General features: G+C 70.6%; 19 protein-coding genes and 1 tRNA gene. 6 read left to right on the top strand and 14 right to left on the bottom strand.

The features are described from left to right. Positions 1-180 precede the first annotated feature (180 nt). Complete coding sequence (locus J7462_RS20960; RefSeq protein WP_219465629.1) at positions 181-573, bottom strand: SCO5389 family protein; 393 nt, start codon at positions 571-573, stop codon at positions 181-183. 172 nt (positions 574-745) lie between these two features. Between J7462_RS20960 and J7462_RS20965 the strand changes: the two genes are divergently transcribed. Then, positions 746-820 (top strand) — tRNA-Lys (locus J7462_RS20965). 375 nt (positions 821-1195) lie between these two features. On the opposite strand, the gene J7462_RS20970 is transcribed toward J7462_RS20965, so the two are convergent. Together J7462_RS20970 and J7462_RS20975 are read right to left on the bottom strand one after the other, a co-directional pair. Continuing rightward, positions 1196-1570 carry a type II toxin-antitoxin system VapC family toxin gene (locus J7462_RS20970; protein WP_219465631.1) on the bottom strand — a complete coding sequence of 125 codons (375 nt, stop codon included), beginning with the start codon at positions 1568-1570 and terminating at the stop codon, positions 1196-1198. After that, the gene (locus J7462_RS20975) at positions 1567-1821 is read right to left on the bottom strand and encodes a type II toxin-antitoxin system Phd/YefM family antitoxin (protein WP_219465633.1); all 255 of its coding nucleotides are present in this window, start codon (positions 1819-1821) and stop codon (positions 1567-1569) included. The genes J7462_RS20970 and J7462_RS20975 overlap by 4 nt, the downstream gene beginning before the upstream one ends. A 793-nt stretch (positions 1822-2614) precedes the next feature. Between J7462_RS20975 and J7462_RS20980 the strand changes: the two genes are divergently transcribed. Together J7462_RS20980 and J7462_RS20985 are read left to right on the top strand one after the other, a co-directional pair. After that, complete coding sequence (locus J7462_RS20980) at positions 2615-3196, top strand: TetR/AcrR family transcriptional regulator (RefSeq protein WP_208565394.1); 582 nt, start codon at positions 2615-2617, stop codon at positions 3194-3196. Between the two features lie 454 nt (positions 3197-3650). Then, entirely contained in the window at positions 3651-4514 is an 864-nt protein-coding gene (locus tag J7462_RS20985) for a ParB N-terminal domain-containing protein (protein WP_219465635.1), read from the top strand. A 54-nt stretch (positions 4515-4568) separates the two neighbouring features. Here the strand turns inward: J7462_RS20985 and J7462_RS20990 are convergent, their stop codons facing one another. From J7462_RS20990 to J7462_RS21030, 9 genes are all read right to left on the bottom strand, one after another. Further along, entirely contained in the window at positions 4569-5930 is a 1362-nt protein-coding gene (locus J7462_RS20990; RefSeq protein WP_219465636.1) for an aminotransferase class V-fold PLP-dependent enzyme, read from the bottom strand. Between the two features lie 95 nt (positions 5931-6025). Beyond that, positions 6026-7564 (bottom strand): GMC oxidoreductase, encoded by a 1539-nt coding sequence (locus J7462_RS20995; RefSeq protein WP_219465638.1) that lies wholly within the window; start codon positions 7562-7564, stop codon positions 6026-6028. Between the two features lie 37 nt (positions 7565-7601). Then, positions 7602-8774 carry an acyl-CoA dehydrogenase family protein gene (locus tag J7462_RS21000; protein ID WP_308290970.1) on the bottom strand — a complete coding sequence of 391 codons (1173 nt, stop codon included), beginning with the start codon at positions 8772-8774 and terminating at the stop codon, positions 7602-7604. Beyond that, on the bottom strand, positions 8771-9514 hold the full coding sequence (locus J7462_RS21005; protein WP_219465640.1) for a class II aldolase/adducin family protein: 744 nt from the start codon (positions 9512-9514) through the stop codon (positions 8771-8773). Before J7462_RS21005 ends, J7462_RS21000 begins: the two co-directional genes overlap by 4 nt. Continuing rightward, on the bottom strand, positions 9511-10254 hold the full coding sequence (locus tag J7462_RS21010) for a dihydrodipicolinate reductase C-terminal domain-containing protein (RefSeq protein WP_219465641.1): 744 nt from the start codon (positions 10252-10254) through the stop codon (positions 9511-9513). The genes J7462_RS21005 and J7462_RS21010 overlap by 4 nt, the downstream gene beginning before the upstream one ends. Next, positions 10247-10516, bottom strand: a complete 270-nt coding sequence (locus tag J7462_RS21015) for an acyl carrier protein (protein WP_208565400.1) — start codon at positions 10514-10516, stop codon at positions 10247-10249. Before J7462_RS21015 ends, J7462_RS21010 begins: the two co-directional genes overlap by 8 nt. Before the next feature lie 47 nt (positions 10517-10563). Next, the gene (locus J7462_RS21020; RefSeq protein ID WP_219465642.1) at positions 10564-11991 is read right to left on the bottom strand and encodes a class I adenylate-forming enzyme family protein; all 1428 of its coding nucleotides are present in this window, start codon (positions 11989-11991) and stop codon (positions 10564-10566) included. Between the two features lie 3 nt (positions 11992-11994). Beyond that, positions 11995-13476: a nitroreductase family protein gene (locus J7462_RS21025; RefSeq protein ID WP_219465643.1), complete on the bottom strand. Its 1482-nt coding sequence runs from the start codon at positions 13474-13476 to the stop codon at positions 11995-11997. Between the two features lie 202 nt (positions 13477-13678). Next, positions 13679-15310 (bottom strand): FAD-dependent monooxygenase, encoded by a 1632-nt coding sequence (locus J7462_RS21030; protein ID WP_219465644.1) that lies wholly within the window; start codon positions 15308-15310, stop codon positions 13679-13681. A 212-nt stretch (positions 15311-15522) separates the two neighbouring features. Here J7462_RS21030 and J7462_RS21035 point away from each other — a divergent pair, with 212 nt between their 5' ends. Next, on the top strand, positions 15523-16557 hold the full coding sequence (locus J7462_RS21035; protein ID WP_219465645.1) for a ketoacyl-ACP synthase III family protein: 1035 nt from the start codon (positions 15523-15525) through the stop codon (positions 16555-16557). A gap of 34 nt (positions 16558-16591) precedes the next feature. Then, entirely contained in the window at positions 16592-17734 is a 1143-nt protein-coding gene (locus tag J7462_RS21040) for a ThiF family adenylyltransferase (protein WP_219465646.1), read from the top strand. Positions 17735-17798: 64 nt separating this feature from the next. On the opposite strand, the gene J7462_RS21045 is transcribed toward J7462_RS21040, so the two are convergent. Beyond that, positions 17799-18299 (bottom strand): FBP domain-containing protein, encoded by a 501-nt coding sequence (locus J7462_RS21045; protein ID WP_219465648.1) that lies wholly within the window; start codon positions 18297-18299, stop codon positions 17799-17801. Between the two features lie 110 nt (positions 18300-18409). Between J7462_RS21045 and J7462_RS21050 the strand changes: the two genes are divergently transcribed. Next, positions 18410-19831: an MDR family MFS transporter gene (locus J7462_RS21050; RefSeq protein ID WP_219465650.1), complete on the top strand. Its 1422-nt coding sequence runs from the start codon at positions 18410-18412 to the stop codon at positions 19829-19831. Positions 19832-19947: 116 nt separating this feature from the next. Here the strand turns inward: J7462_RS21050 and J7462_RS21055 are convergent, their stop codons facing one another. Continuing rightward, the gene (locus J7462_RS21055) at positions 19948-21174 is read right to left on the bottom strand and encodes a 3-deoxy-7-phosphoheptulonate synthase (protein WP_219465652.1); all 1227 of its coding nucleotides are present in this window, start codon (positions 21172-21174) and stop codon (positions 19948-19950) included. Between the last annotated feature and the right edge of the window lie 179 nt (positions 21175-21353).

Below are 21353 nucleotides of genomic sequence, written 5' to 3' on the forward strand. Positions count from 1 at the left end.
GTCACCCGCGTCCGGTCGTCCGGCACCCGCTCGGGTTGTCGCCCGTATCCGGTTGTCGGGCACCGTTCGGGTGGTCGCCTGCGTCCCCGCTGTCCGGCTCCGCTCGGGTTGCCGCGTGTGCGGTGCCGTCCGGTGTGCCGGACCGGGAGTGGTGTCCTCCGGTCCGGCACACCGGTGCGGTCAGCAGTTGCGCAGCTCGGGTGACTGGTTCAGGAGCTGACCACGGGTGGAGACGAAGCGGCGGTAGGGCTCCGAGTCCACCGCCGCGGGGCGGAACGCGGCGACCCGGTGGCAGTTCTGGAACGCCAGCTTCACGCCGAAGTGGCGCTCCAGGCTGGCGCGGATGGCGTCGCTGGCCAGTGCGCGCAGCAACTGCCCCCGCTCCGCCTCGCCGGGCGGGGGTACGGAGTTGTCCGCCCGCTCCGCGCCCGACGACTCCAGGTCGGCGACGACCCGGCTCACGGTCTGCCAGGCGTACGGCAGGGATTCCCGAACGCAGGCGACGAAGTCCCGGTCGTCGACCGGGCCCGCTTCGGCGGCTTCCAGCAGGGCGGGTGGCACGGTGAGAGACATGATCCTCCTCAACTGATAATGATAACGATTGTCGTTAGCGCTAACCCCGTGAGCACACCACGTCACTCCGCCCGCGTCAAACACCGACACTCCCGACGGTGCGCACGCAGCGGAGGGCGGGTCTCAGGTGGACCCGACCCGGCCGACGTGGTCGGGTAACCTGTGGCTCAGCGGGCCGTTAGCTCAATGGCAGAGCTGAGGACTTTTAATCCTTAGGTTCTGGGTTCGAGTCCCAGGCGGCCCACCAGCAACCACCGCTGAGCTGCCGAAACACCTGACGAAGATCATCGGGCACAACCAGGGCGCAACTCAGCCCCGATCCTGGTCCGCACGGAGATCCCGTCGAGCGCTGCCCGCGTCCCGCGAGAGGCCACCGGCCAGGCCGCGCGGCCGGTCCTTTTTCGGCGACCGGTGAACGTAGGCCTCCTACGTGATCCGCAGGTTGGCGTGCCGTAGAGCCCTCCACACCCCCGCGGCAAGCTCATCAGGGGGCAGTTACAGACGTTTGGTTGGATCTATGCGTTGGGTCTGTGTGGAGATCGTTCTGCGGGTTCGCAATGGCGCCGGCTTCCGACGCGTATGCCCAGATGTCGGTTCGGTGGCCGTGAGACCAGCCACTGACTCATACCTTCAGGATGTCCACGTCGTACAGCGTTATCGACGCGTCGCGGGTGGCCAGGGTCAGCCTTTCGGCGGTCGCCTGTGCCACCAGCATGCGGTCGAAGGGATCGCGGTGATGTGGCGGCAGGCGGCCGGCGGCGATGGCGTGGGCGTGGGTCACCGGGAGTGCGCGAAAGCCCATGTCCCTTACCCTCTCGGCCAGGTCCGGGGGGCCGGCGAGTTTTCCCACGCTCTGCTTGATGGTGATCTCCCACAGGCTGACCGGGGAGAGGAAGATGTCCGGGTCGTGGCGTAGTCGATCGAGGAACTCGTCGCCGAGAGTCGCATCGCCTGTGATGGCCCACAGTGCGACATGGGTGTCCAGCAGCAGGGTCATGCACCGATGCCGAAATCAGTGGCGATCTCTGCATTGGTCTGGTGTGAGTCCCAGTCGCCGGAGAGATCCAACTGACCGGCGAGGGAGCCGACCGCGGTTCGGTTGGCCCGCCGTACCAGCGGCACGACCTTCGCCACCGGAGTTCCTGCCCGGTCGATGATGATCTCCTCGCCGTGTTCCACCCGGTCGATGATGCGCGACAGGTGGGTCTTGGCATCATGCATGTTGTAGTGCACGGCCTCAGCGGACATGACGCCACCTCCTCGATTAGCTAACAGCTTAGCCTGCCTGGATCGATGTCGTCACGGATTCGTAGGCCGCCGGCCTAGTCGGGCTCGTCGGGGGTCGCTCGACGACCGCGAGCTGAGCAAATTCAGTGGTAGTGGGTTACCAACGATGAGGGCAGTGTGGTTCGCATGGTGGTGCCTCCGGCCCACCAGCAATCGCAGCCGAGCTGCGGAAATGCCTGACGAACATCAGCAGGCACCACCAGGGCGGCAGTTCGGCCCCGCTCCTGGTCCGCACGCAGATCCTGCCGAGCGTCGCCCGCGTCCGGTAGGAGTCGGCCGGCCACCTCGCACCAGCCCGCCCGCGACCCGACCGGCGGGCATCGACCCGTGCCGCTGGTACGCGCGGGACCCGGCAGTATCGGTGCGGGTTCCACGCGTTGCCGGCGTCGTCGGCGGGGGGCAACGGGCGTCGGTCGAGCCTGAGAATTTTTGATCATAATTATGGTGATTTTGCATACAGTAAGTGCGGCAATATGTCGTCATTTCCGGTCAGTGTCGGCATTTCGCGCCGGGGGTCGAGGCATAAATCAGCTTCTACCGGCGCTAAGATGGAGCAAACGTGGTGCGGGGCTACTCCGGTGACGGCTCGTGACCTTGAGGTTGCGGGGTGGCCGTGTGTGCTCTGCCGCCCTGCGTGTGCTATGAAGGTACGGCGACTTCCTATGGCCCATAGGTTGCAGCCGGTAGCTAGTTGCATGACTGGTCGCTTGAGTTGACGCCTCCAGGACGAGGCTGAGGGATCAGGGAGGCAAGGGTGGCCCGAGTCGGATTGGTGGCGTCGCGGGTGACGACGGCCGCAGCCGACCTGGCTGACAAGGTCGGCTTCGACAAGGTCACCCTCTCGGCCGTGGCTCGCATCCTCGGCATCGCCGAGCCCAGCATGTACTCGCACGTCCGTAGCGTCGCGGAGCTGCGTAAGGGCGTCGCCGTGCTCGCCGCCACCGAGTTGGCTGACTGCATCGGTGAAGCGCTCGCGGGTCGGGCCGGCAAGGACGCGTTGGTGGCCTTCTCCAATGCCTACCGGGAGTTCGCCCGCACCTGCCCGGGCCGGTACACCGCCACCCACATCCAGCTCACCGAGGAGGAGCTGTCCCGGTCGACGGGCCACCAGCGCATCTTTGCGATGACGATGGCGATGTTCCGCGCCTACGACCTGAGCGAGGGCGAATTGACCGACGCGGTGCGGCTCGTCCGGAGTTCTCTGCACGGCTTCGTCTCACTGGAGTCGATCGGTGGTTTCGGTCATCCCCGGGACGTGCAGAAATCTTGGGAAAATGGCATCGAAGCAATTCACGTGATGCTCACCGAGTGGCCCTCGTCCGGCGCTGCGCGATAGGTGACCCCCGGCGGTAGTCCGCCGCCGGCAAGCGCGCTCCCCCGGCCGCGCCTTTAATGCCTGGGGTAACTCTTCATTCCCGTTTTCCGGGTGCCGTCGTACGCCTCATTATCACTCTGAGTAATTGTAGAGTGACCCGTTGCGTCCAGGGATATACATTGATAGATTTGCACTGATGTTTACATGTGTAACAGCGCCCGACCCGGCGCGAGGGAGGCTTCAACGGGTCAATCACTCCGCACTGCACCGTGATTTTATTGTGGAGGCAAAGATGACTACGGGGACGACAGATTCGACGAGCGATGACGTGAATTATTCGGGGGATTCGAGGCACCACCGGGTCGAGGGGGGCGAGACCAGCCCGACCGTGGAACAGGTTCCTCTTAACGAGCTCAGCGGGTCCTGCTCGCCGAGAATCGCCGGAGCGGACGGATCCCACGTACAGACGCTCGCGGTGTGCGCCGGGCAACTACCGCCGATCATCGTGCACCGGCAGACCATGCGGGTGGTGGACGGCTGGCACCGGTTGCAGGCCGCCGGCATCCGGGGGGACGCCACCATCCCGGTCCGGTTCTTCGACGGAAACGAGCAGGACGCCTTCGTCCTGGCCGTACGACTGAACGCCAAGCACGGTCTGCCGCTCTCGGCCGCCGACCGGCGGGCCGCCGCCGAACGTATCGTCGCCTCCCATCCGAGCTGGTCCAACCGGGCCATCGCCGCCGTGGTCGGCATCGCCGACAAGACCGTCGCCTCGATCCGACGGCAGCGCAACGAAGGCGTCGCCTCGGAGGTGAGCAGGGTCGGCCTCGACGGCCGGACCCGGCCGGTCTCCAGCGCCGACGGACGCCGACGTGCCGGTGAGTTCATCGCGCGGCATCCGGACGCGTCGCTGCGGGAGATCGCCCGCAGCGTCGGCATCTCACCCGGAACCGCCCGCGACGTCCGGACCCGCCTGGAGCGTGGCGAGGACCCGGTCGCCACGAAGCAACGAGACACCGACGCCAGGCAGGACACGGCACCGGTCCGCCAGGTGACGCGACCGCCCCGGGACGATCTCGCCGCCCGGCGCACCAGCGTCGAACAGCCGACGCCGGTGTTGGACCTCCGGCGGGACCCCCGGCTCCGCTTCACCGACGCCGGCCGCCTCCTGCTGCGGTTCCTGGAGTTCCGTGCCCTCGACGAACTGCAACGGCGACGGCTGGTGGAGGCCGTGCCGACCTACCAGTCGGGCGCGGTGGCACGCATCGCCCGGGAGTGCGCGCGGAGCTGGCAGATGTTCGCCGATCAGCTGGAACGGCGGGAACGCTACTCCGCGTGACACCGGCACCAACGGCGCCGCCGGGCGGAGATCCGGCGGCGCCGTTCGTGCCGGTCACCGGACGGGGGCACAGCGCTCCCCGTCGTTGCGGTACTCGTGCCGCGTGCCCTCGTGGACGATCGACGACACCGCGTCCACCAACCGATCGACGTGTTCCACCGGAGTCCCCGCGCCGAAGCTCGCGCGTATCGCGTGCTGGCTGCGCCCCTGCGGCCGGGAGTCCCGCCCAGAAGCGGGCCCCTGGTGCACGGCACCGACCAGCACACGCATCAGGGGATGGGCGCAGAACAGGCCGTCCCGCACGCCGATCCCGTGCTCGGCTGAGAGCGCTGCCGCCACCTGCGAACTCCTCCACCCCTCGATCACGAAGCTGACCACGCCCACCCGTGGTGCCCCGTCGCCCAGCAGGGAGAGCAACGTGACACCCGGAATGGCGGCCAGGCCGCCCGTCAGCCGGCGCAACAAGGCGTCCTCGCGCTCCACGAGAGCGCTGAACCCCGCTTCGGCCAACGCCCGGCAGGCCGATGCCACGGCGTACGCACCCACGACGTTGGGCGACCCGGCCTCGTGCCGTGTGCTGCCGCCGTGCCACTGCACGTCGAGGGTGCCCGCCGCCGTCACCTCCACCCGCCGGCTCGCCCCGCCGCCGGCCAGGTAGGGCCGTGCCGCACCCAGCCAGTCGGCCCGACCGGCCAGGACACCGGCCCCGAACGGGGCGTACATCTTGTGACCGGAGAACGCCACGTAGTCGACGCCCAGGGCGCCGACGTCGATCGGTCGGTGCGGTGCCAGCTGGGCGGCGTCGAGCACCAGGCGGGCACCGGCGGCGTGGGCCACCGAGGCCAGCTCCGCCACCGGCCACAGTTCGCCGGTCACGTTCGACGCCCCGGTCACACAGACCAGCCCCGGTCGTCGCCGGCTTCGTCCGGCCAGCGCCGCGGTCAACCGGTCGACCGCGTCCTGCGCCGAGCACGGTGCGGCAAGGACGGTGGTCGCGCCGTCGTGCCACGGCAGCAACGCGGCGTGGTGCTCGGTCTCGAAGACATACACCTCGGTGTCCCCCGGAAGGGCCCCGGCGAGCAGGTTGAGCGAGTCGGTCGTCGAGCGGGTGAACAGGACCTCGTCGTCGGGCCGGACACCGAGATGCTGGCGGACCGTGTCCCTGCTGCGCTCAAGCAGCGCGGTGGACAACTGCGAGAGATAGCCCGCGCCGCGGTGCACGCTCCCGTAGTACGGCAGGAAAGCCGCGACGTCGTTCCACACCCGTTCCAGGGCAGGGGCGCTCGCGGCGTAGTCCAGCGCCGCGTACGTCACGTGTCCGCCGGTGACCAGCGGCACCGTGACGTCGCGACCCAGGACCGGCAAGGGTGCGCGGAGCGCCGGATCGATCGGCGCAGAGGTGGAAGTGGCCGGCATGGAGGACCTCCTGTTCCTGAGTGCACGCCCGACGGGCACGGACTGGTTCCCTCGACACGGTGAGCGCGGGCCCCGGGCCGGAGAGCCGGTTCACCTCACCGCCGCGGACGCGGCCCCGAGGCAGCGCCGACGACTGCCGGCCGCCCCAGCCGGTCGCACAGATCCCGCGCTCCCAGCACGGCCAGAGCCATGCTGGTGAGGGTCGGATTGCACGCCGTACGCGTCGGGATGACACCGTTGCCGGCCACGTACAGCCCGCGCACACCCCAGACCTGCGAAACCGGGTCACAGACACTGGTGCCGTCGTCCGAGACTCCCATCCGTACGGTGCCCTGGTAGTGCAGGGAGCTGCCGGGCGGATGCACCCAGGGCACCTCGCCCTCGACCGGCCGGCCGAGCAGCCGGCTCAGCCGCAGCACCGCCTCCCGCGCCGCCTCGATCGTGGCCCCGTCTGCCGGGCTCGGCCGGTGACGCAGCCGCATCACCGGCAGGCCGGCCCAGTCACGCTCGTCATCGCTGAAGGTCACCCGGTTGCCCGCAGCCACGTCCTGCGGCACGAAGAGGTGCACCGCGGCCCAGGGGTGCGGGGCAGGGACCGGCAAGGTGGTCGGATCGAGGGGAGTCACCATCCCGTGGAACGGGAAGGTCAGGTCGTCGTAGGGAATCCAGGTGACGCCCCGGGCCGGGCCGGCCGGCACCTCACCGGCGAAACCGTGCAGCTCGGCGGCGAGCGACACCTGAGCGTGCTCGTTGAGGTACCGACCCAGCGCCGGTGGCCGGATGCCCGAGGCGAACAGCAGTTGCGGGGTACGCAGCGAGTCTGCGGCGACCACCACGTGCCCGGTGCGCACGGTGGAAACCGATCCGGTGGCGAGATCGCGCAGCTCCACCCCGGTCACGCCACCGTCGTCGGTCAGGACCCGGCTGCACAGGGTCCGGGTACGCAACGCGACGTGGCGGTGCCGGTCGCCGAGCAGCCCGCCGAGGACCACGTCGACACCGGCCCGCCGTACCGACCCGTGCTCGACGGTCAGCGCCATGGGCAACGGCTGAACGCGCCGGTGCGCAGCGCGGCCGTCGTCGAGTGCGGCACCCAACCGTCGCCGTATCCGTGACTCGACGGGCGAGTCGGCGAACTGCCGTGCCGAGACGCGCAGTAGACGTTCGGCGACCCCGAGCGCCCCGTCGAGCACGGCCGGGTCGAGAAAGTCGATGCGCTCGGCACCGGCGGGCCGTGGGCAGGCTGCGAACCACTGGGTGGCCATGCCGCCGACGTTGCAGGCGGCCTGCGCGGCGGGGAGGGAGCCGCCCGGGTCCACCGGGAACAGGCCCGGACGGCTGAGAAAGGCATCGTCACGTTGACCACGCGGAACGTTGTGGGCGATGCCGGAGGCGACCGTCGTGCCATGCCGGACCCGCAGCGGCCCCTGTGACGCGACCTGGGCCCGGTCGAGTTCCCCCGGATCCGTGACGTGACTCAGATGCCGGCCCGGTGGCTCGGTCACCGCCGGACCAGCCTCGACGATCAGGATGCGCACGGCCGGTACGGTGTCCGCGACCAGCCGCGCGTAGACGGCACCGGTGAGGCCGCTGCCGACGATGACGACGTCCGCGACGTCGGTGGACTCGCTCATCTGTGCTCCTCAGCCGGAGTCGAGGTGCGGACCGCGGTCACAGTGACCGTGCGATCACGACGCGCTGTATCTGGTTCGTCCCCTCGATGATCTGCAGCAGCTTGGCCTCCCGCATCCAGCGCTCGACCGGATGGTCCCGGACGTAGCCGTACGCGCCGAGCACCTGGACGGCGTCGGTGGTCGCCCGCATCGCCACGTCGGTGGCGAAGAGCTTGGCCCGGGCGGCCATCGCCGTGACGACGCCGTCCGGCTGGCCCTCGTCCAGGGCCCGAGCGGCCTCCCGGACCAGGGCCCGCGCCGCGGCGATCTCCGTCGACATGTCCGCCAACAGGAACGCCACACCCTGGAAGTCGGTGATCGGACGATCGAACTGCCGCCGGTGCCTGGCATAGGCGGTGGCGTACTCCAGGGCTGCCTGGGCGAGCCCGACGGCACAGGAGGCGATGCCGAGGCGGCCCCGGTCGAAGAGCCCGGCCGCGATGAGGAAGCCCTTGCCGCGTCGGCCGATCAGCCGGTCGGCCGGCACCCGCGCGGCATCCAGCACGACGGAGGCGGTCGGCGACGACTGCACCCCCATCTTCCGCTCCGGCCGCTGCGGCGAGACACCCGGCGTGTCGGCGGAGGCGAGCAACACCGACAGTCCCCGTACGCCCTCGCCACCGGTGCGGCAGAAGACGTTGTAGTAGTCGGCGACGCCGGCATGGCTCGTCCAGGCCTTCGTGCCGTCCACGACGTAGACGCCCGCGGCCTCGTCCAGGCGGGCCGCGCAGGCGATCGCGCCGACGTCCGACCCGGCCGCCGGCTCGGAGATGCAGTTGGCACCGAGCAGGTCACCGCCGAGCATGTCGGGCAACCAACGGCTGCGCTGCTCCGGACTGCCCCACCGGGCCAACGGGTAGCACGACAACACATGGATGTTGACGGACTGCGCCACCGCCAGCCAACGGCTCGCGAGTGTCTCCAACACGCTCAGGTAGACCTCGTACCGCTGACCGCCACCCCCGTACTCGACCGGGTAGGGCAGGCCCAGCAGGCCCACCCGGCCCAGCGTGCGGAGCAGGTCCCGGGGAAAACTGCCGCGTGCCTCGAACTCGTCGACGAGGGGCGACAGCTCCTTGTCGGCCAGTTCCCGGGCCAGCGACAGCAGGTCCCGGACCTCCGTCGCCTCCGCCGCCCCCGGAGGTGCTCCCTGCGGGATCCGCCCCGTCACCACCGGGCCGCCGCCGGCCACGTCGCGTCGACCCGGCGGACCGCGTACTCCCAGTACGACCGGATGGACAGATCGGCGTAGATGAAGTCGCGCTTGAGCTGGACGTCCTCGTCGGTGGCCCAGACGTACGGCACGCCGGTCTGCTCGGCCAGCAGTTGCAGGCGGCACGCCCGCTCCAGGACCTGCGCGAGCACCGCGGCGTGCCGGACGCTCCGACCGACCACCACCCCGCCGTGGTTGCGCAGCAGCAGACCCTCGCCGCTGCCGAGGCTCTTGGCGATCGCCTCGCCGGTCGACTGGTCGAGCACCGTGTTGCTGGTCTGCGTGAACAGCCCGAGCCGGCCGGTGAAGTAGGAGCCGTCGTGCGAGAGGGGCCGCAGGTGCAGATCGGTGGCGCCGAAAACGAGCGTGTACGGCGCATGGCTGTGCACGATCCCGTTGACGTCCGGGCGGGCCCGGTAGATGGCCTGGTGCAGCGGCAGCTCGGGGGGCGCCAACGGGTCCACCGGAGCGTGCGGGTCCGTCGACGCGGCCACCACCTGGGACGGGGTCGCCTCGTCGAAGCCGCAGAGGGCGTTCTTGATGAAGAACACGTCCGAGCCGGGCCTACGTGCCGAGATCTGACCCTGGTTGAAGTCGTCGTGACCGTCGAGCGACAGCATGCGTGCGCCGTACGCGATCTGCCTGCTCAGGTGCGCCGGAACCGGACGAGGAGTCACCTGGTCGGCCTCGGGGCTCATCGTTGGTCCTTTCCGCCGTCGCCGCCCATGACGGCCAGCATCTGGTCGAAGACGTCGTGTGCGTGGTGCACGCCCACCGGCAGACTGGTGGCCGCGGCAGCGATACCGATCGCCCCGGCGGCGGCGGTCCGGATGGACCCCACCGTGTGCACCAGGGCGAGCGACTGCCCGTCCCAGCCGAGTCGCAACTCGTGGTCGCTGACCGCGTCGCCCGCGCGTAGCGAGGCCACGTCGCTGACCTCGTGCCCGGTCAGCGACGTCCACAACCGGCTCAGCTGAACCGCCGTGGTGCTGGGCCGGTGCGCCTTGCGGGCCGGGTGACGCTCGAAGACGGCGGCCTCCGGGACCGCCCCGGTGACGCCGGCCCGCGCCATGGTCGTCACCACCTCGGCGACGCACCGCACCGCCCTGCTCAGCAGGTAGTTTCCCAGGGTCAGGTTGGGGGCGGCCACCACGGCGACGGACCGGCCCAGCCGGCCCAGCACGGCCTCCTGCTGCTCGTCCAGTCCCGAGACGCACTGGACCAGCGGGCGACGCCAGTGGTGACAGAGCTCGGCGACGCCGGTCAACGCCGCGGGCGCGGAGCAGTCGACGACGACGTCGGGTGCCGTCTCGGTGCGTGGATCGGGCAGGGCGCGGGAGGCGTAGACGCGTACCTCGTGCCCCTCGGCCCGGGCCAGGTCGCGCACCGCGGTGCCGAGCCGGCCCCGGCCGACCACTCCCAGTACCGGCTCAGACATGCGCCGACTCGTCCTGTGCCGCGACCAGGGCGACGATGCCGTCGACCGACCGAAGTCGATCATCCTCCTCGTCCTGGTCGATCTCGATGCCGAAGGTGTTCTCGATCGCGTCGATCATGCGGATGTAGGACAGCGACGAGTACCCCAGCGCCGGAAGCGATCCGCCGGCCCGGTCGAGGTCCGCCTCGCTGAGCCCGCCCTCGGCCGACTCGGTGATGATGCGCGCGACTTTCTGTCGAATTCTGGTGCCGCTTTCCGACATGACCATCTCCTTGCACATTGCGGCTATCGGGATCGATACGTGGCGTCTCAGCCGTCGGTGCGGTCGACGGCGAACAGTCCTTCGAGGGCCGCCATCGCCGGCTTGCCGGCGGACCCCCGGGGGATCTCGGGGACGACACGGACCAGGCTGGGAATCTTGTACGGTGCGAGCCGGCCGGCCAGGAAGCGTCGTGGCCCCGAGGGGTCCAGCGAGTCGTCGGCGGCCAGCACGGCAGCCAGGGCGGGCACGCCGTGCCGGTCCAACACCTGGAGCACCACGGCGTCGCGGACACCGGCAGCCGCCCGCAGGGCCTCCACCACCTCGGTGGCATCGATCTTCCGGCCGCCCACGTTGATCACCCGGTGGCTGCGTCCACTCAGGAACAGGCTGCCGTCGGCCAGGTAGCCGCGGTCACCCGTGCGGTAGTGACCGTCGTCGGTCATCCGGCTCTCCAACAGCCCCGGGGCGTTGAGGTAGCGGGTGCCCATGGACTCGCTGCGTACCTCGACGGGACCCGGGTTCGCCCTGGTCCCCGCGCGCAGCAGTACGCCCGGCAGCGGCCCACCGAGGCCCAGGTCGGTCAGTGGATCGGTGGCGAAGGTGAGCGGGCCGGCCTCCGCGGCGCCGAAGTAGTTCCGCAGCGGCACCCCGGTCGCCTCGACGAACCGGTGTTTCGTGCCGGGATCGAGCGGTGCCGCCGACGAGATGGCCATGCGTAGCCGGCTGAACGAGCCGTCGGTCACCGGTCGGCGTACCAGCGAGTCGTAGAGTGCGGGAAAGCCGACCAGCCGGGTGGCGGCGCACGCCGCGACCGCCCGGCCCACCGCACTGCCGGACGGCAGACCGTTGGGCAGGTGCAACCGGGCGCCCACCAGGAACGCCGACAGCAGCGAGGTGTTGAAGGCGAGGCCGTTCGACAGGGACGCGAAGCAGGCGATGCTGTCGTCGGCGTCCAGGCCCGTCCCCGTCGCCCAGTTGACGGCGGCCCGGTGCACCGCCTGCCCGCGGAACTCGATGCAGTGGGGCCGCCCCGTCGAGCCGGAGGTGAAACGGCAGACCTCGGTCTGCGGGTCGAGTGCGGCGCGACCGGCGGACGGGGCGCCGGTGACGGTCAGGGTGCCCAGCTCACCACGCGGGGTGCCCCAGCCGGGCGCGGGGGAGTCGTGCACCAGGAGGTCGAGGCCGCAGTCCTCCCGGATCGCCGCTGTCTCCTGCACCCCGCTGACCCGGTCGATGAGGAAGGGGACCGCGCCGCAGCGGAGGGCGGCCAGGTAGGCGACCACGTAGGCGACACCGTTGCCGGCCCGGATTCCGATGCGGCCACGGTCTCCACCCGGCAGCAACCCGGCCAACGTGTCGGCCCAGACCGCACTCGACCGGATGAGCTCACGGTAGGTCAGTGTGGTCTGCCGGTCGGAGACCGCCGGCCGGTCGCCGTGCCGTCGGGCGGCGTCGTCGATCACCTCGATCAGCATGTCTCAGGCCTCGTCATGGGCGTAGGCGCGTTGCAGCCGGTCGAGCTTGACCGCCACGACGCCGGCCTGACCGACCAGGGCCACGTACAGGGCTTCGTCCCTCTGCGGCAGCGCACTGAGCCGGTGCCAACCGGCGGCGTCGAACCCGCCGATGGTGGTGATCGCCAGTCCCGCGTCGGCGGCACCCAGACACAGCAGGTGGGCCAGTACGCCCGCCCGGAACAGGGCCGCGTCCACGCCGTCGATGCCGAGCTGGAAGATGGCGTCCCGGGGGGCGTGGAAGACCACCGCCGCAGCGGCATGTCGGAGGTGCTCCTGACCCATGCAGATACGCACCAGTTCGTCACCGTCGACCACGTGCTCCGCCACCGGCTCCGGGGCGAGCGTCCCGTCGTACACCCGGTAGGCCCCGGCCGCCAACCCTGCCACCCGGCGGGCGAGCACGGTGATGCCGAACGTGCCGGTCACGGGAAGGTCCCACGGCAGGCGGGTCCCCGTGGCCCTCAGCGCCCGGCGGACGTCGCCCACCGGCACCGTCTCGCCGGTGAAGTCCTTGGCGGAGCGTCGTCGCGGCGCCGCCACGGCCAACTGTCCGGCGACCGGGCCGGCAGCCGCCACCCGGGCTGCGGTGAACGACCCGGCGCCGCTGTCCGCGACGGGCGTTCCCGGCTGCGGTCGGGCCGGAAGACGTTGCCAGCACTGCTGTTCGGGGTGCTCGGGCAGCGTCTGCCTCAGCGGGGCCCCGTGCTGGTCGACGCAGGCCCAGCTCTCCCGAGGTGCGGACGACCCAGCGGTCGGCGAGTCCAGCCACAGTGCGCTGTGGACGAAGCGGCAGCGGCCCGGCAACCCCAGCACCTGATCCAGCGGACGAACCTCGCGCGCTGTCAGGCCGCGTGTCCGCTCGAAGCGCGACTGAGCGAGACAGAGCAGATGTGTGCTCAGGTGGGCGGCGTCCAGGTGTGCGTAGAGGTAACCGCGGTCGCCGTACTTCCGCATCGACAGCCACGGGCGCACGTTGGTGAGCAGCAGGGTCCTGCCGGGCCCCGGCAGCGGCAGGCCACCAGGCCACTCGGCTGGTCGGATGCGGCACTGCAGATGGACCGACCGGCGTGCGGCGTCCACCGCGAAGACCGCCAGTTCTCCGGCGTGCTCCGCGACGACCGCGTGCTCGTACGGGTAGAGCGCCCCGGCCGAGGGCACCGAGATCCCACCGTGCCGGGACCCCCGGCAGGCCACCTCGAGAAGTTGCAGCACCGGATGGAGCTCGGCCGGTACCGGGATGCGCCCGGGGCGTGGCGCGTCGGCGGCCGGCGCCGCGAGCGCCATCCGGTGCCAGAAGGCCACGACGTCCGGCTCGGCCTCGGTGGAATGGCGGGCCAGCGACGCCGGGAGGCCCCGGTCGCCGTCGAGACCGTCGGCGAGACCCCCGGACACATCTTCGCGAGTGTTCCAGGAATTGTGGTACGCGACCGAAGATCGATCCATCAGCAGTCCGCTTCTCGTCTGCCGGCGCCACAATTCAACCATGCCGCAGGAGTGGCGGATGGTGTGCGCCGAGATGCGTGTGGAATTGCTTGTCGGCCGACCGCTGAAACAGGTCCGGCGCGAAATCAACCATGCCAGACCAACTATTGGCGGTCCAGCCCGGCAACTGCGGGATTCCGCAGTTGTACGGATGCGGTCGCGGTCAGTGGGTCCGCGACAGGATCGTGAGCAGTGCCTTCTCCAGGTCGTCGGCCGAGGCGGGCCCGATACGCCGGGCCCGCCACGCGACGAAGTCGTCCGGGCGCACCAACAGGACGCCGGACCCGTCGATCCCCACCGAGGCGGCCCACGAACCTTCCGGGTCCCCGCCGGACGTCTGGTCGATGCAGTGCACCGCCAGCCGCAGACCGAGCCGTCGGCTGACCTCGTCCGCCACGGCGTGCCAGGCCTGACCCTGCGGGCCGGCGAACAGGGTGAGCCGGTAGCCGACCAGGTCGAGGGTCGACACGGTGGCGCCGTCGTGCCGCAACCAGCGGTGCGGCAGGCGGGAACCGGGTGCGCCGTCCAGGTCGAGCTCGACCTCCTCGGTCGAGGGCAGCGCCGGCACCGGATCCAGCACCGCTGTCGACGCGTACCGGTAGCCGAGGTGCACCACGGGCGCGTGCAGGGCACCGGCGTCGGCGCGACGTCGCGCCCCGGCACTGCCCGTGGCCCAGTGCAGGGACGGGTCCGCCAGGCGCAGCGTCGACTGTTCCAGAGCCGTCCGGGCGACCGGGCGGCGCTCCGCCTCGTAGGTGGCCAGCAGGTCAGGTCCGGCTGAACCGGCCAGCACGTGCGCGATCTTCCAGGCGAGGTTGTGCGCGTCGGCCACCCCGGTGTTCATGCCGAACGCGCCGACCGGCGGCACGACGTGCGCGGCGTCGCCGGCCAGGAAGACGCGGGCGGCGCGGAACCGATCGGCCAGTGCGGCCCGTACCTGCCAGGTCAGCGTGCTGATCACCGCCACCGGGAGGTCGGCGCGGCCGACTGCGGCGCGGATCAGGCTCCGACACCGTTCGGGCGTGAAGTCCTCGGCGTGCTGGCCGGCGGTGGGCGAGTACCGAACGACGTAGAGCCACTCGCCCCGCCCGTCCACGGGCAGCAGGCCACCGGCCGCCTCCGGGGTGGTGATGTCGCACATGACGAACGGTTGGCCCTGCGTGAACTCGTCGAGGTCTGCCTGGAACAGCACGCTGACCAGCGGATCGCCGATGGCGCCCCGGCCGGTCACGCCGATGCCGAGGGCCTCTCGCACGCCGCTGCGCGCGCCGTCGGCGGCGACGAGGTAGTCGCAGGCCACCTCGTACGGCCCCTGTGGGCCGGTCAGGCTCACGGTGACCCCGTCCGGTCCCTGCTCGAAACCGGTGAGCTCGGTCGAGAACTCGAGGCGGGCTCCCAGTGCCCTGGCGCGGTCGATGACCACGCGGTCGAGCCGTCCCTGCGGGCAGGTGCCCCGCAGGATCTGCGGCGTCGTCCGCCGGAACGGCTCGGCGCGGGGGGGCGCCTGCCGGGCCAGCGCGGGCAGGTCCGCCTCGGCCAGGGTCGGTGTGCTGATCATCTCCAGGTTGCCACCCGACATGTCCACGCACAGGCGGTCCACCTCGTCGGCGATCCCGGCGGTCCGCAGCAGCTCCACCGTCCGGGGCCCGATGCCCATGGCGCGGGGGTGACGCAGCGGTGCGGGATGCCGTTCGACGAGGAGCGTCGAGACCCCCGACCGGGCCAGGAACATCGCGGTGAACAACCCGACGGTGCTGCCTCCGACGATCACGACATCAGTTTTTCGAGGTGCCACGGGATCTCCTTCTCCGAGTCCATGCGGTTGCCCTGCCGTGCCAGCGATAGCGGTTTTCGCGGGGCGCGTCAACTGGTGTTCAAAATTGCGTGCGGGTGATCCGGACAGGTATTTCCGGCTGTTACGGTGCCCCTGCGTTCGGCGCGAACGTCAGCCCGATCCTCGCCCTTGCGGCTGCTGTCCCTCTTTCCGCGGAAGGACCATTCGCCTTGATGATGAACGAGGTCTACTTCGACTCGGTCGGCGTCCGTCTCGGCCGTAGGCTGGACCTCCGCGAGGCGGTCGCGGACGGCCGCTACCCGGACGCCGAGTACGTGGGCAACGCGCTGCTCGCGGTGTGCGTGTCGGACGACGAGTTCGCACCCGACCTGGCCGTCGCGGCCGCACGGCAGGCCCTGGACCGGCGTCAGCCGTCCGCTGCGGACGTCCGGCTCCTGCTGCACCACGGCACGTACTTCCAGGGGCAGGACGTGTGGACGCCGTCCTCGTACGTGCAACAGCAGACGATCGGCGGCAGCGCTCCCGCGATGGAGATCGACCAGAAGTCCAACGGAGGTCTGGCCGGTCTGTTGATCGGCGCGTCCTTCCTGTCCGCCTGTCCGGACGACGCCACGGTGCTGATGACCACCGGCGAACGATTCTGCCTCCCCGGTTTCGACCGATTTCGTACGGAGAGCGGGACGGTGATGGCGGACGGTGGCACCGCGCTCCTGCTCAGCTCCCGGCCCGGCTTCGCCCGGGTGTTGTCCTGTGTGCTCAACGCCGACCCGTCGCTGGAGGCGATGTATCGGGGCACCCGGCTCAAGGACGCGCCGCACGCCGGGGACAAGCCCCTCGACCTGCGGGGCCGCAAGGCCCGGTTCATGCGCAAGAACCTCGACGATCTCGAGGACATCTCCCAGCGGATCGCCAGCGGGTTCTGCGACACGATCGGTCAGGCGTTGGACGAGGCCAAGGTCGCCGCGGCCGACGTGCGGCGCTTCGTCCTGCCCAACAACGGTCGCACGGTCCGCTGGTGGACGATGCTGGCCGAGATGGGTGTCCCGGACGACCGGACCACCTGGGAGTTCGGGCGTCGGGTGGGACACCTCGGCGCGGGGGACCAGGTGGCCGGTCTGGAGCATCTGCTGACCACCGGGTGCCTGGCCGTGGGTGACCACGTCGTCCTGGCCGGGAGTGGCTACGGCTTCAACTGGGGCGCGGCCGTCCTGGAGATCGTGACGATCCCGGACTGGGCCCGACCCTGACCGTCCGGCATGTCTGCCTTTCGAAAGGAGCACCATGTCTTTTCCAGCCCTGGTCGAGCCTGCGGCAGCCCTTCCTGACGGCGAGGCCGCTCGGCAGGCGCACCAGCTGATCCTCGGCGGCTTCGGATCGACCGGTCAGCGGCGACTGGCGGCCGGCCGCGTTCTCGTCGTGGGCGCGGACGAGGTCGGTGGGCTCGTCGCCGCGCACCTCGCCGACTCGGGCGTCGGTGTCATCGGCGTCGTCGACGCCGCGCCCCCACAGCCCTGGGACGATCACCTCGGCATTCCGGACGGCGGCTGCGCCACCCGCGCCGAGGCGTGGGTGACCGCTCTGCGGCGGACGCGTCCCGCCCTGCGGGCCGAGGTGGTGCCCGGGCGCTTCGACCTCGCGAACGCCGAGTCCATGGTCGACTCGTACCACCTGGTTGTCTGTGCCGGCGAGGACGCCGCCCGTTGTCAGCTCGTCGACGACGTGTGCGCCCGAGCCGGGATCCCCTTCGTGTGGGGCGAGCTGGACGGCGGCCGGGCTCGCCTGTCGGTGTTCTGGGACGGGCAGGGGCCGGGCTTCCGCGATCTGCACCACGAGCGGCCAGCCGCCTACTTCCGGGGCATGTCGGGGACGCTGCGGTTGTGGGGCGGGTGGTTGGCCGGGGCCATGAGCATGGAGGTGGTCAAGCTGCTCACCGGCACCGGTGAGCCGCTGGTGGGTCGTGTGATGACGTACGATGCGACGCTGGGTGAATGCTCGGTCCGGCCGTACGAACGCCGGCCCGGTGTGGACCGGCCGGCCGAACTGACTGCGGCGGAGCCGTTCTTCGGTCTGTTGTCACCGGCGGCGGCCGAAGCCGCCCGGGGCGGGACCATCTCGGTGCTCGCCCTGCGCGACCTGGTGGCAGGCGGCGAGAAGTTCGCGTTGGTGGACGTACGGGAGCCCGAGGAGTACGACTACGTGCACCTGCCCGGCTCGACGTTGATCCCCAAGGGCGAGTTCTTCAGCGGGGACGCCACCGAGCGCCTTCCGCGCGACCGCCGGGTCGTGTTGATCTGCCGGTCGGGGATCAGGTCGGCGGAGGTGCTGGCCCTCGTGCACCGCAGTGGTCTCCCGGACGCCGTCCACGTCGGAGGCGGGATCCTCGCGTGGGCGCACCAGCTGGATCCCTCCATGCCGGTCTACTGAGGGCGGCCCGCGCCGCTGCGCCCGGGGTTCACCGTCCGGGCGCAGCGGCGCGCGTCGACCAGGGTTACGTGCTGGCGACCTGCTGGATGAACGCCGCCACCCGACTCTTGATGCGCTCCACCTTTTCCGGCACCGTGAGCGTCTCCTCCATCCGCAACCCTGGCGGGAGGGCTTTGAGCCCCCGCACGTAGAGGGAGCAGTTCAGGTCGGCGCACATGTACAGCCCGACGGTGTCGCCCTTGCGTCCGGCCGGACCGGACTTGCGCGCTGCCATCAGCGTGACACCACCCGAGCCGTGGGTGGTGAGGCACAGCGAGCACATGTTGCGCTGCAGGCCCGGCAGCCTGTCCGGGTGTCGCAGCATCACGCCGATCGGCGCGTCGTCCTCGCCCTGCTGCCAGACGAGGTAGCTGCGTTCGGGTGCCCGCGGGTCGGTCCACCCGAGGAAGTCGAGGTGCTTCCACGGAAGCTCCTCCACCTCCCGCGGTAGCGAGATGCGTCGTGACTCTCCCTTTGAGCAGTTTATGAAGGAATCGCGGATCGCGGCCTCAGCCAGCTGCTTCATGGAGCGACTGTAACAACACAAATCACCTAAGGCAAACGGCTATATGCTATAGGTAGAGAGGTGAAGAAGACCTTCATCCGGCAGGTCACCCGTCCCGACGAGGAGACACGATGAGTACGGACCAGGCAACGACAGATCAGAGCCCGCCACCGAGCCTGGACCGGGCGCTACTGGGCAAGGTGATGCTCCTGGCCCTCGGAGGATTCGTCGGGCTGCTGGACAGCACCATCATCGGGGTGGCCGTACACAGCCTGTCGGCTGCGTTCTCCGCCACCCTGGCCCAGACGCAGTGGGCCTCCACGGCCTATCTGCTGGCGATGGCGGTCGTCATCCCCGCCACCGGGTGGGCGACACAGCGCTTCGGTTCGGCAGCGACCTGGGTCGCCTCGCTGAGCGTCTTCCTGGTCGGCTCCCTGGCCTGCGGGCTGGCCTGGTCGCTGGGCAGCCTCATCCTCTTCCGCGTGGTGCAGGGCCTGGGCGCGGGCATGCTGTTCCCGCTCATGCGCATCCTCGTGGTGGAGATCGCCGGACGGGAGCGGATGGGCCGCGCCATGGCCGTCATCGCCATTCCGGTGCAGATGGCACCCATTCTGGGGCCCGTGGTGGGCGGGGTCCTGATCGAGAGCCTGTCGTGGCGCTGGGCCTTCCTGGTCAACGTGCCGATCGTGCTGGTCGCCGTGATCCTGTCCGCTCGCCACCTGCCCAACCGCAAGGGGCAGGACGCGCCACGACTCGACGTCTTCGGCCTCGTCACGATGGGTCTGGGCATCGCCGGGTTGCTCTACGGGCTGAGCATGCTCGTCGACGGAACCCCACCCACCGCCGTGCGGGTCTGGGCACCGCTGCTGCTGAGCGTGGTCTCGCTGGCCTGGCACGGCATCCGGGCGAGCCGCGCCACGCGTACCGGAGTCGTCGAGTTCGACCTGTTCCGGGATCGCGCCTTCACCGCCTCGACGGCGATCACCCTGCTCAACAACGCGGCCCTGTTCGCCGTCGTCTTCCTCGTCCCGTTGCTCCTACAGGAGGGCGACGGCCGCGGTGCGGTCGACGCCGGCCTGGCGCTCGCTCCACAAGGCGCCGGGATGCTGGTCGCCGTGCTGGTCGTCGGCAAGATGGTGGACCTGAAACACAACTCCCGGGTGATGGTCCTCGGCGGGCTGGCGGTGGTCGCGGTGACCACCGTCCCCCTGGCCTTCGCCGAACCCGGATCGGCGCAGTGGCTGATCGTCGCCGCGCTGTTCGTCCGTGGTATCGGCCTGGCCTTCGTGGTGTCACCCACCATGCTGACGCTCTATCACTCCCTGAGCCAGGAGCGCGTCCCGGCCGCCACCACGGCGAACGCGATCATCCAGCAGATCGGGGGCGCGGTGGGCACCGCGGCAGTCGCCCTGCTGCTGCAACCGCTGACCCGGCAGCAGGGCAGTGAGCTCGGCGGCTTCCACGCCACCTTCTGGGTGGTCGTCGGGGTCGTGGTGCTGACCGCGGTGCCCGCGATGTTCCTCCCGGCACGGCGCAAGCCGGTCGTGAGCTGAGCCGGGCGGCCGGGTGGCGCAGCCGGTCACCGGTGTCCACGGACACCGGACCGGCTGCCCACCCGGTGCCGCGACGAGCAGGCCCGGCTGCGGAGCCGGACGGGCGTACGCGGTCCTCAGGCGTGCCAGGCGGACACCACCCGGGCGGCCTGGTCCCCGTTGAGCCGTGGATCGCAGAGGGTCGTGAACGGACCAGCCGGTTCGTTGCCGGCGACCGGTACGCACTCGGCGACGGTGTTGGGTGTCGTTTCCAGGTGGAGTCCCCCGGGTACGCCCTTCCCGGCGAGGACCGCCAGTTGAAAGCGTTCGACCTCGGCGACCACGTCGGCCACGGAGCGCGTCTTGCGACCGCTGGGGCTACGGATGGTGTTGCCGTGCATCGGATCGCAGAGCCAGATTGCCGGATGCCCCGCCCGGCGTACGGCTCGGACCAGCGGCGGCAGTGTGTCGGTCACCCGGCCCGCCCCGAGCCGCGCGATCAGCGTGAGCCGGCCCGGACGGCGCTGCGGGTCGAGCTTCGCGCACAGCTCGAGCAGTTCACCGGCGCTGATTCCCGGGCCGACCTTGCATGCCACCGGGTTGTCGACGGCCGCCATCACCTGGACGTGGGCCCCGTCATGACGCCGGGTGCGCTCACCGATCCAGGGCCAGTGTGTCGAGGCCAGCAACGAACTGCCGCCGGGGGCCCGCCGCAGCAGGGGAATCTCGTAGTCGAGCAGCAGCGCCTCGTGACTCGTCCACACCGGGTCGACACCCGCCTGCCCGGGGTGGCGGCCCAGCAACTCCAGATGCGCCAGCACGGCGCGAGACATCCGATATCCGTGGTACAAACGCACCGGGTCCGGGGAGCGGTCCGCCATGGTGTGCCCGGGGCGATTCACCAGCGCCCCGCGGAAGGCGGGCAGGTCCACACCGTTCACCCGCTCGAACGGCTCGGAGCGGGGCTTGGCCAGTTGACCTGCCAGTCGTCCGACCCGCAGGACCGGTAGCCCGGAACCAGCCGTCATCAGGGCGGCGAGTTCGTCGATCAGACGGATCCGGTCGCGGACGTGCGTGGCCGTGGCCTCCCGGGGATCCTCGACGCAGTCACCGCACTGCAGGACGCGACGCCGGCCGTCGGCGACCTCGGCCAGCAGGCGACTCAGCTCCTCGACCTCAGGCGAGGTGACCAGCGGTGCGCTCCAGGCCAGGGTGGCGCGGGCCCACTCGAGCAGGTGGCGGTTGCGCCAGACCGGTTGCTGGTGCGGCGGTTCCTTGAATCCCCGCCACACGTCGCGCAATCCGTCCGGCACGCGGATCTCGTCGTCGGCGAGGACGTCGTACCGGAATGCCTTCTCGGTCACGGCAGACTCCTTTCAGTTGCTGAACGTCGTGCTGATCGCCGTCGTCGAGCGATCGATGACAGGACTCTTCGGGTGGGCGAGTGCGTAGTTCCGCACTTGGACGTGCGCGCTGGACGGTCTGCCCGGGTCGGGCCGGGATGTTCGCCGGCCGGCTGCGCTCCCGCCGGGCCGGCTGCGCT

It is taken from the genome of Micromonospora sp. RL09-050-HVF-A (genome assembly GCF_019374995.1).
Taxonomy (GTDB): Bacteria; Actinomycetota; Actinomycetes; order Mycobacteriales; family Micromonosporaceae; genus Micromonospora; species Micromonospora antibiotica.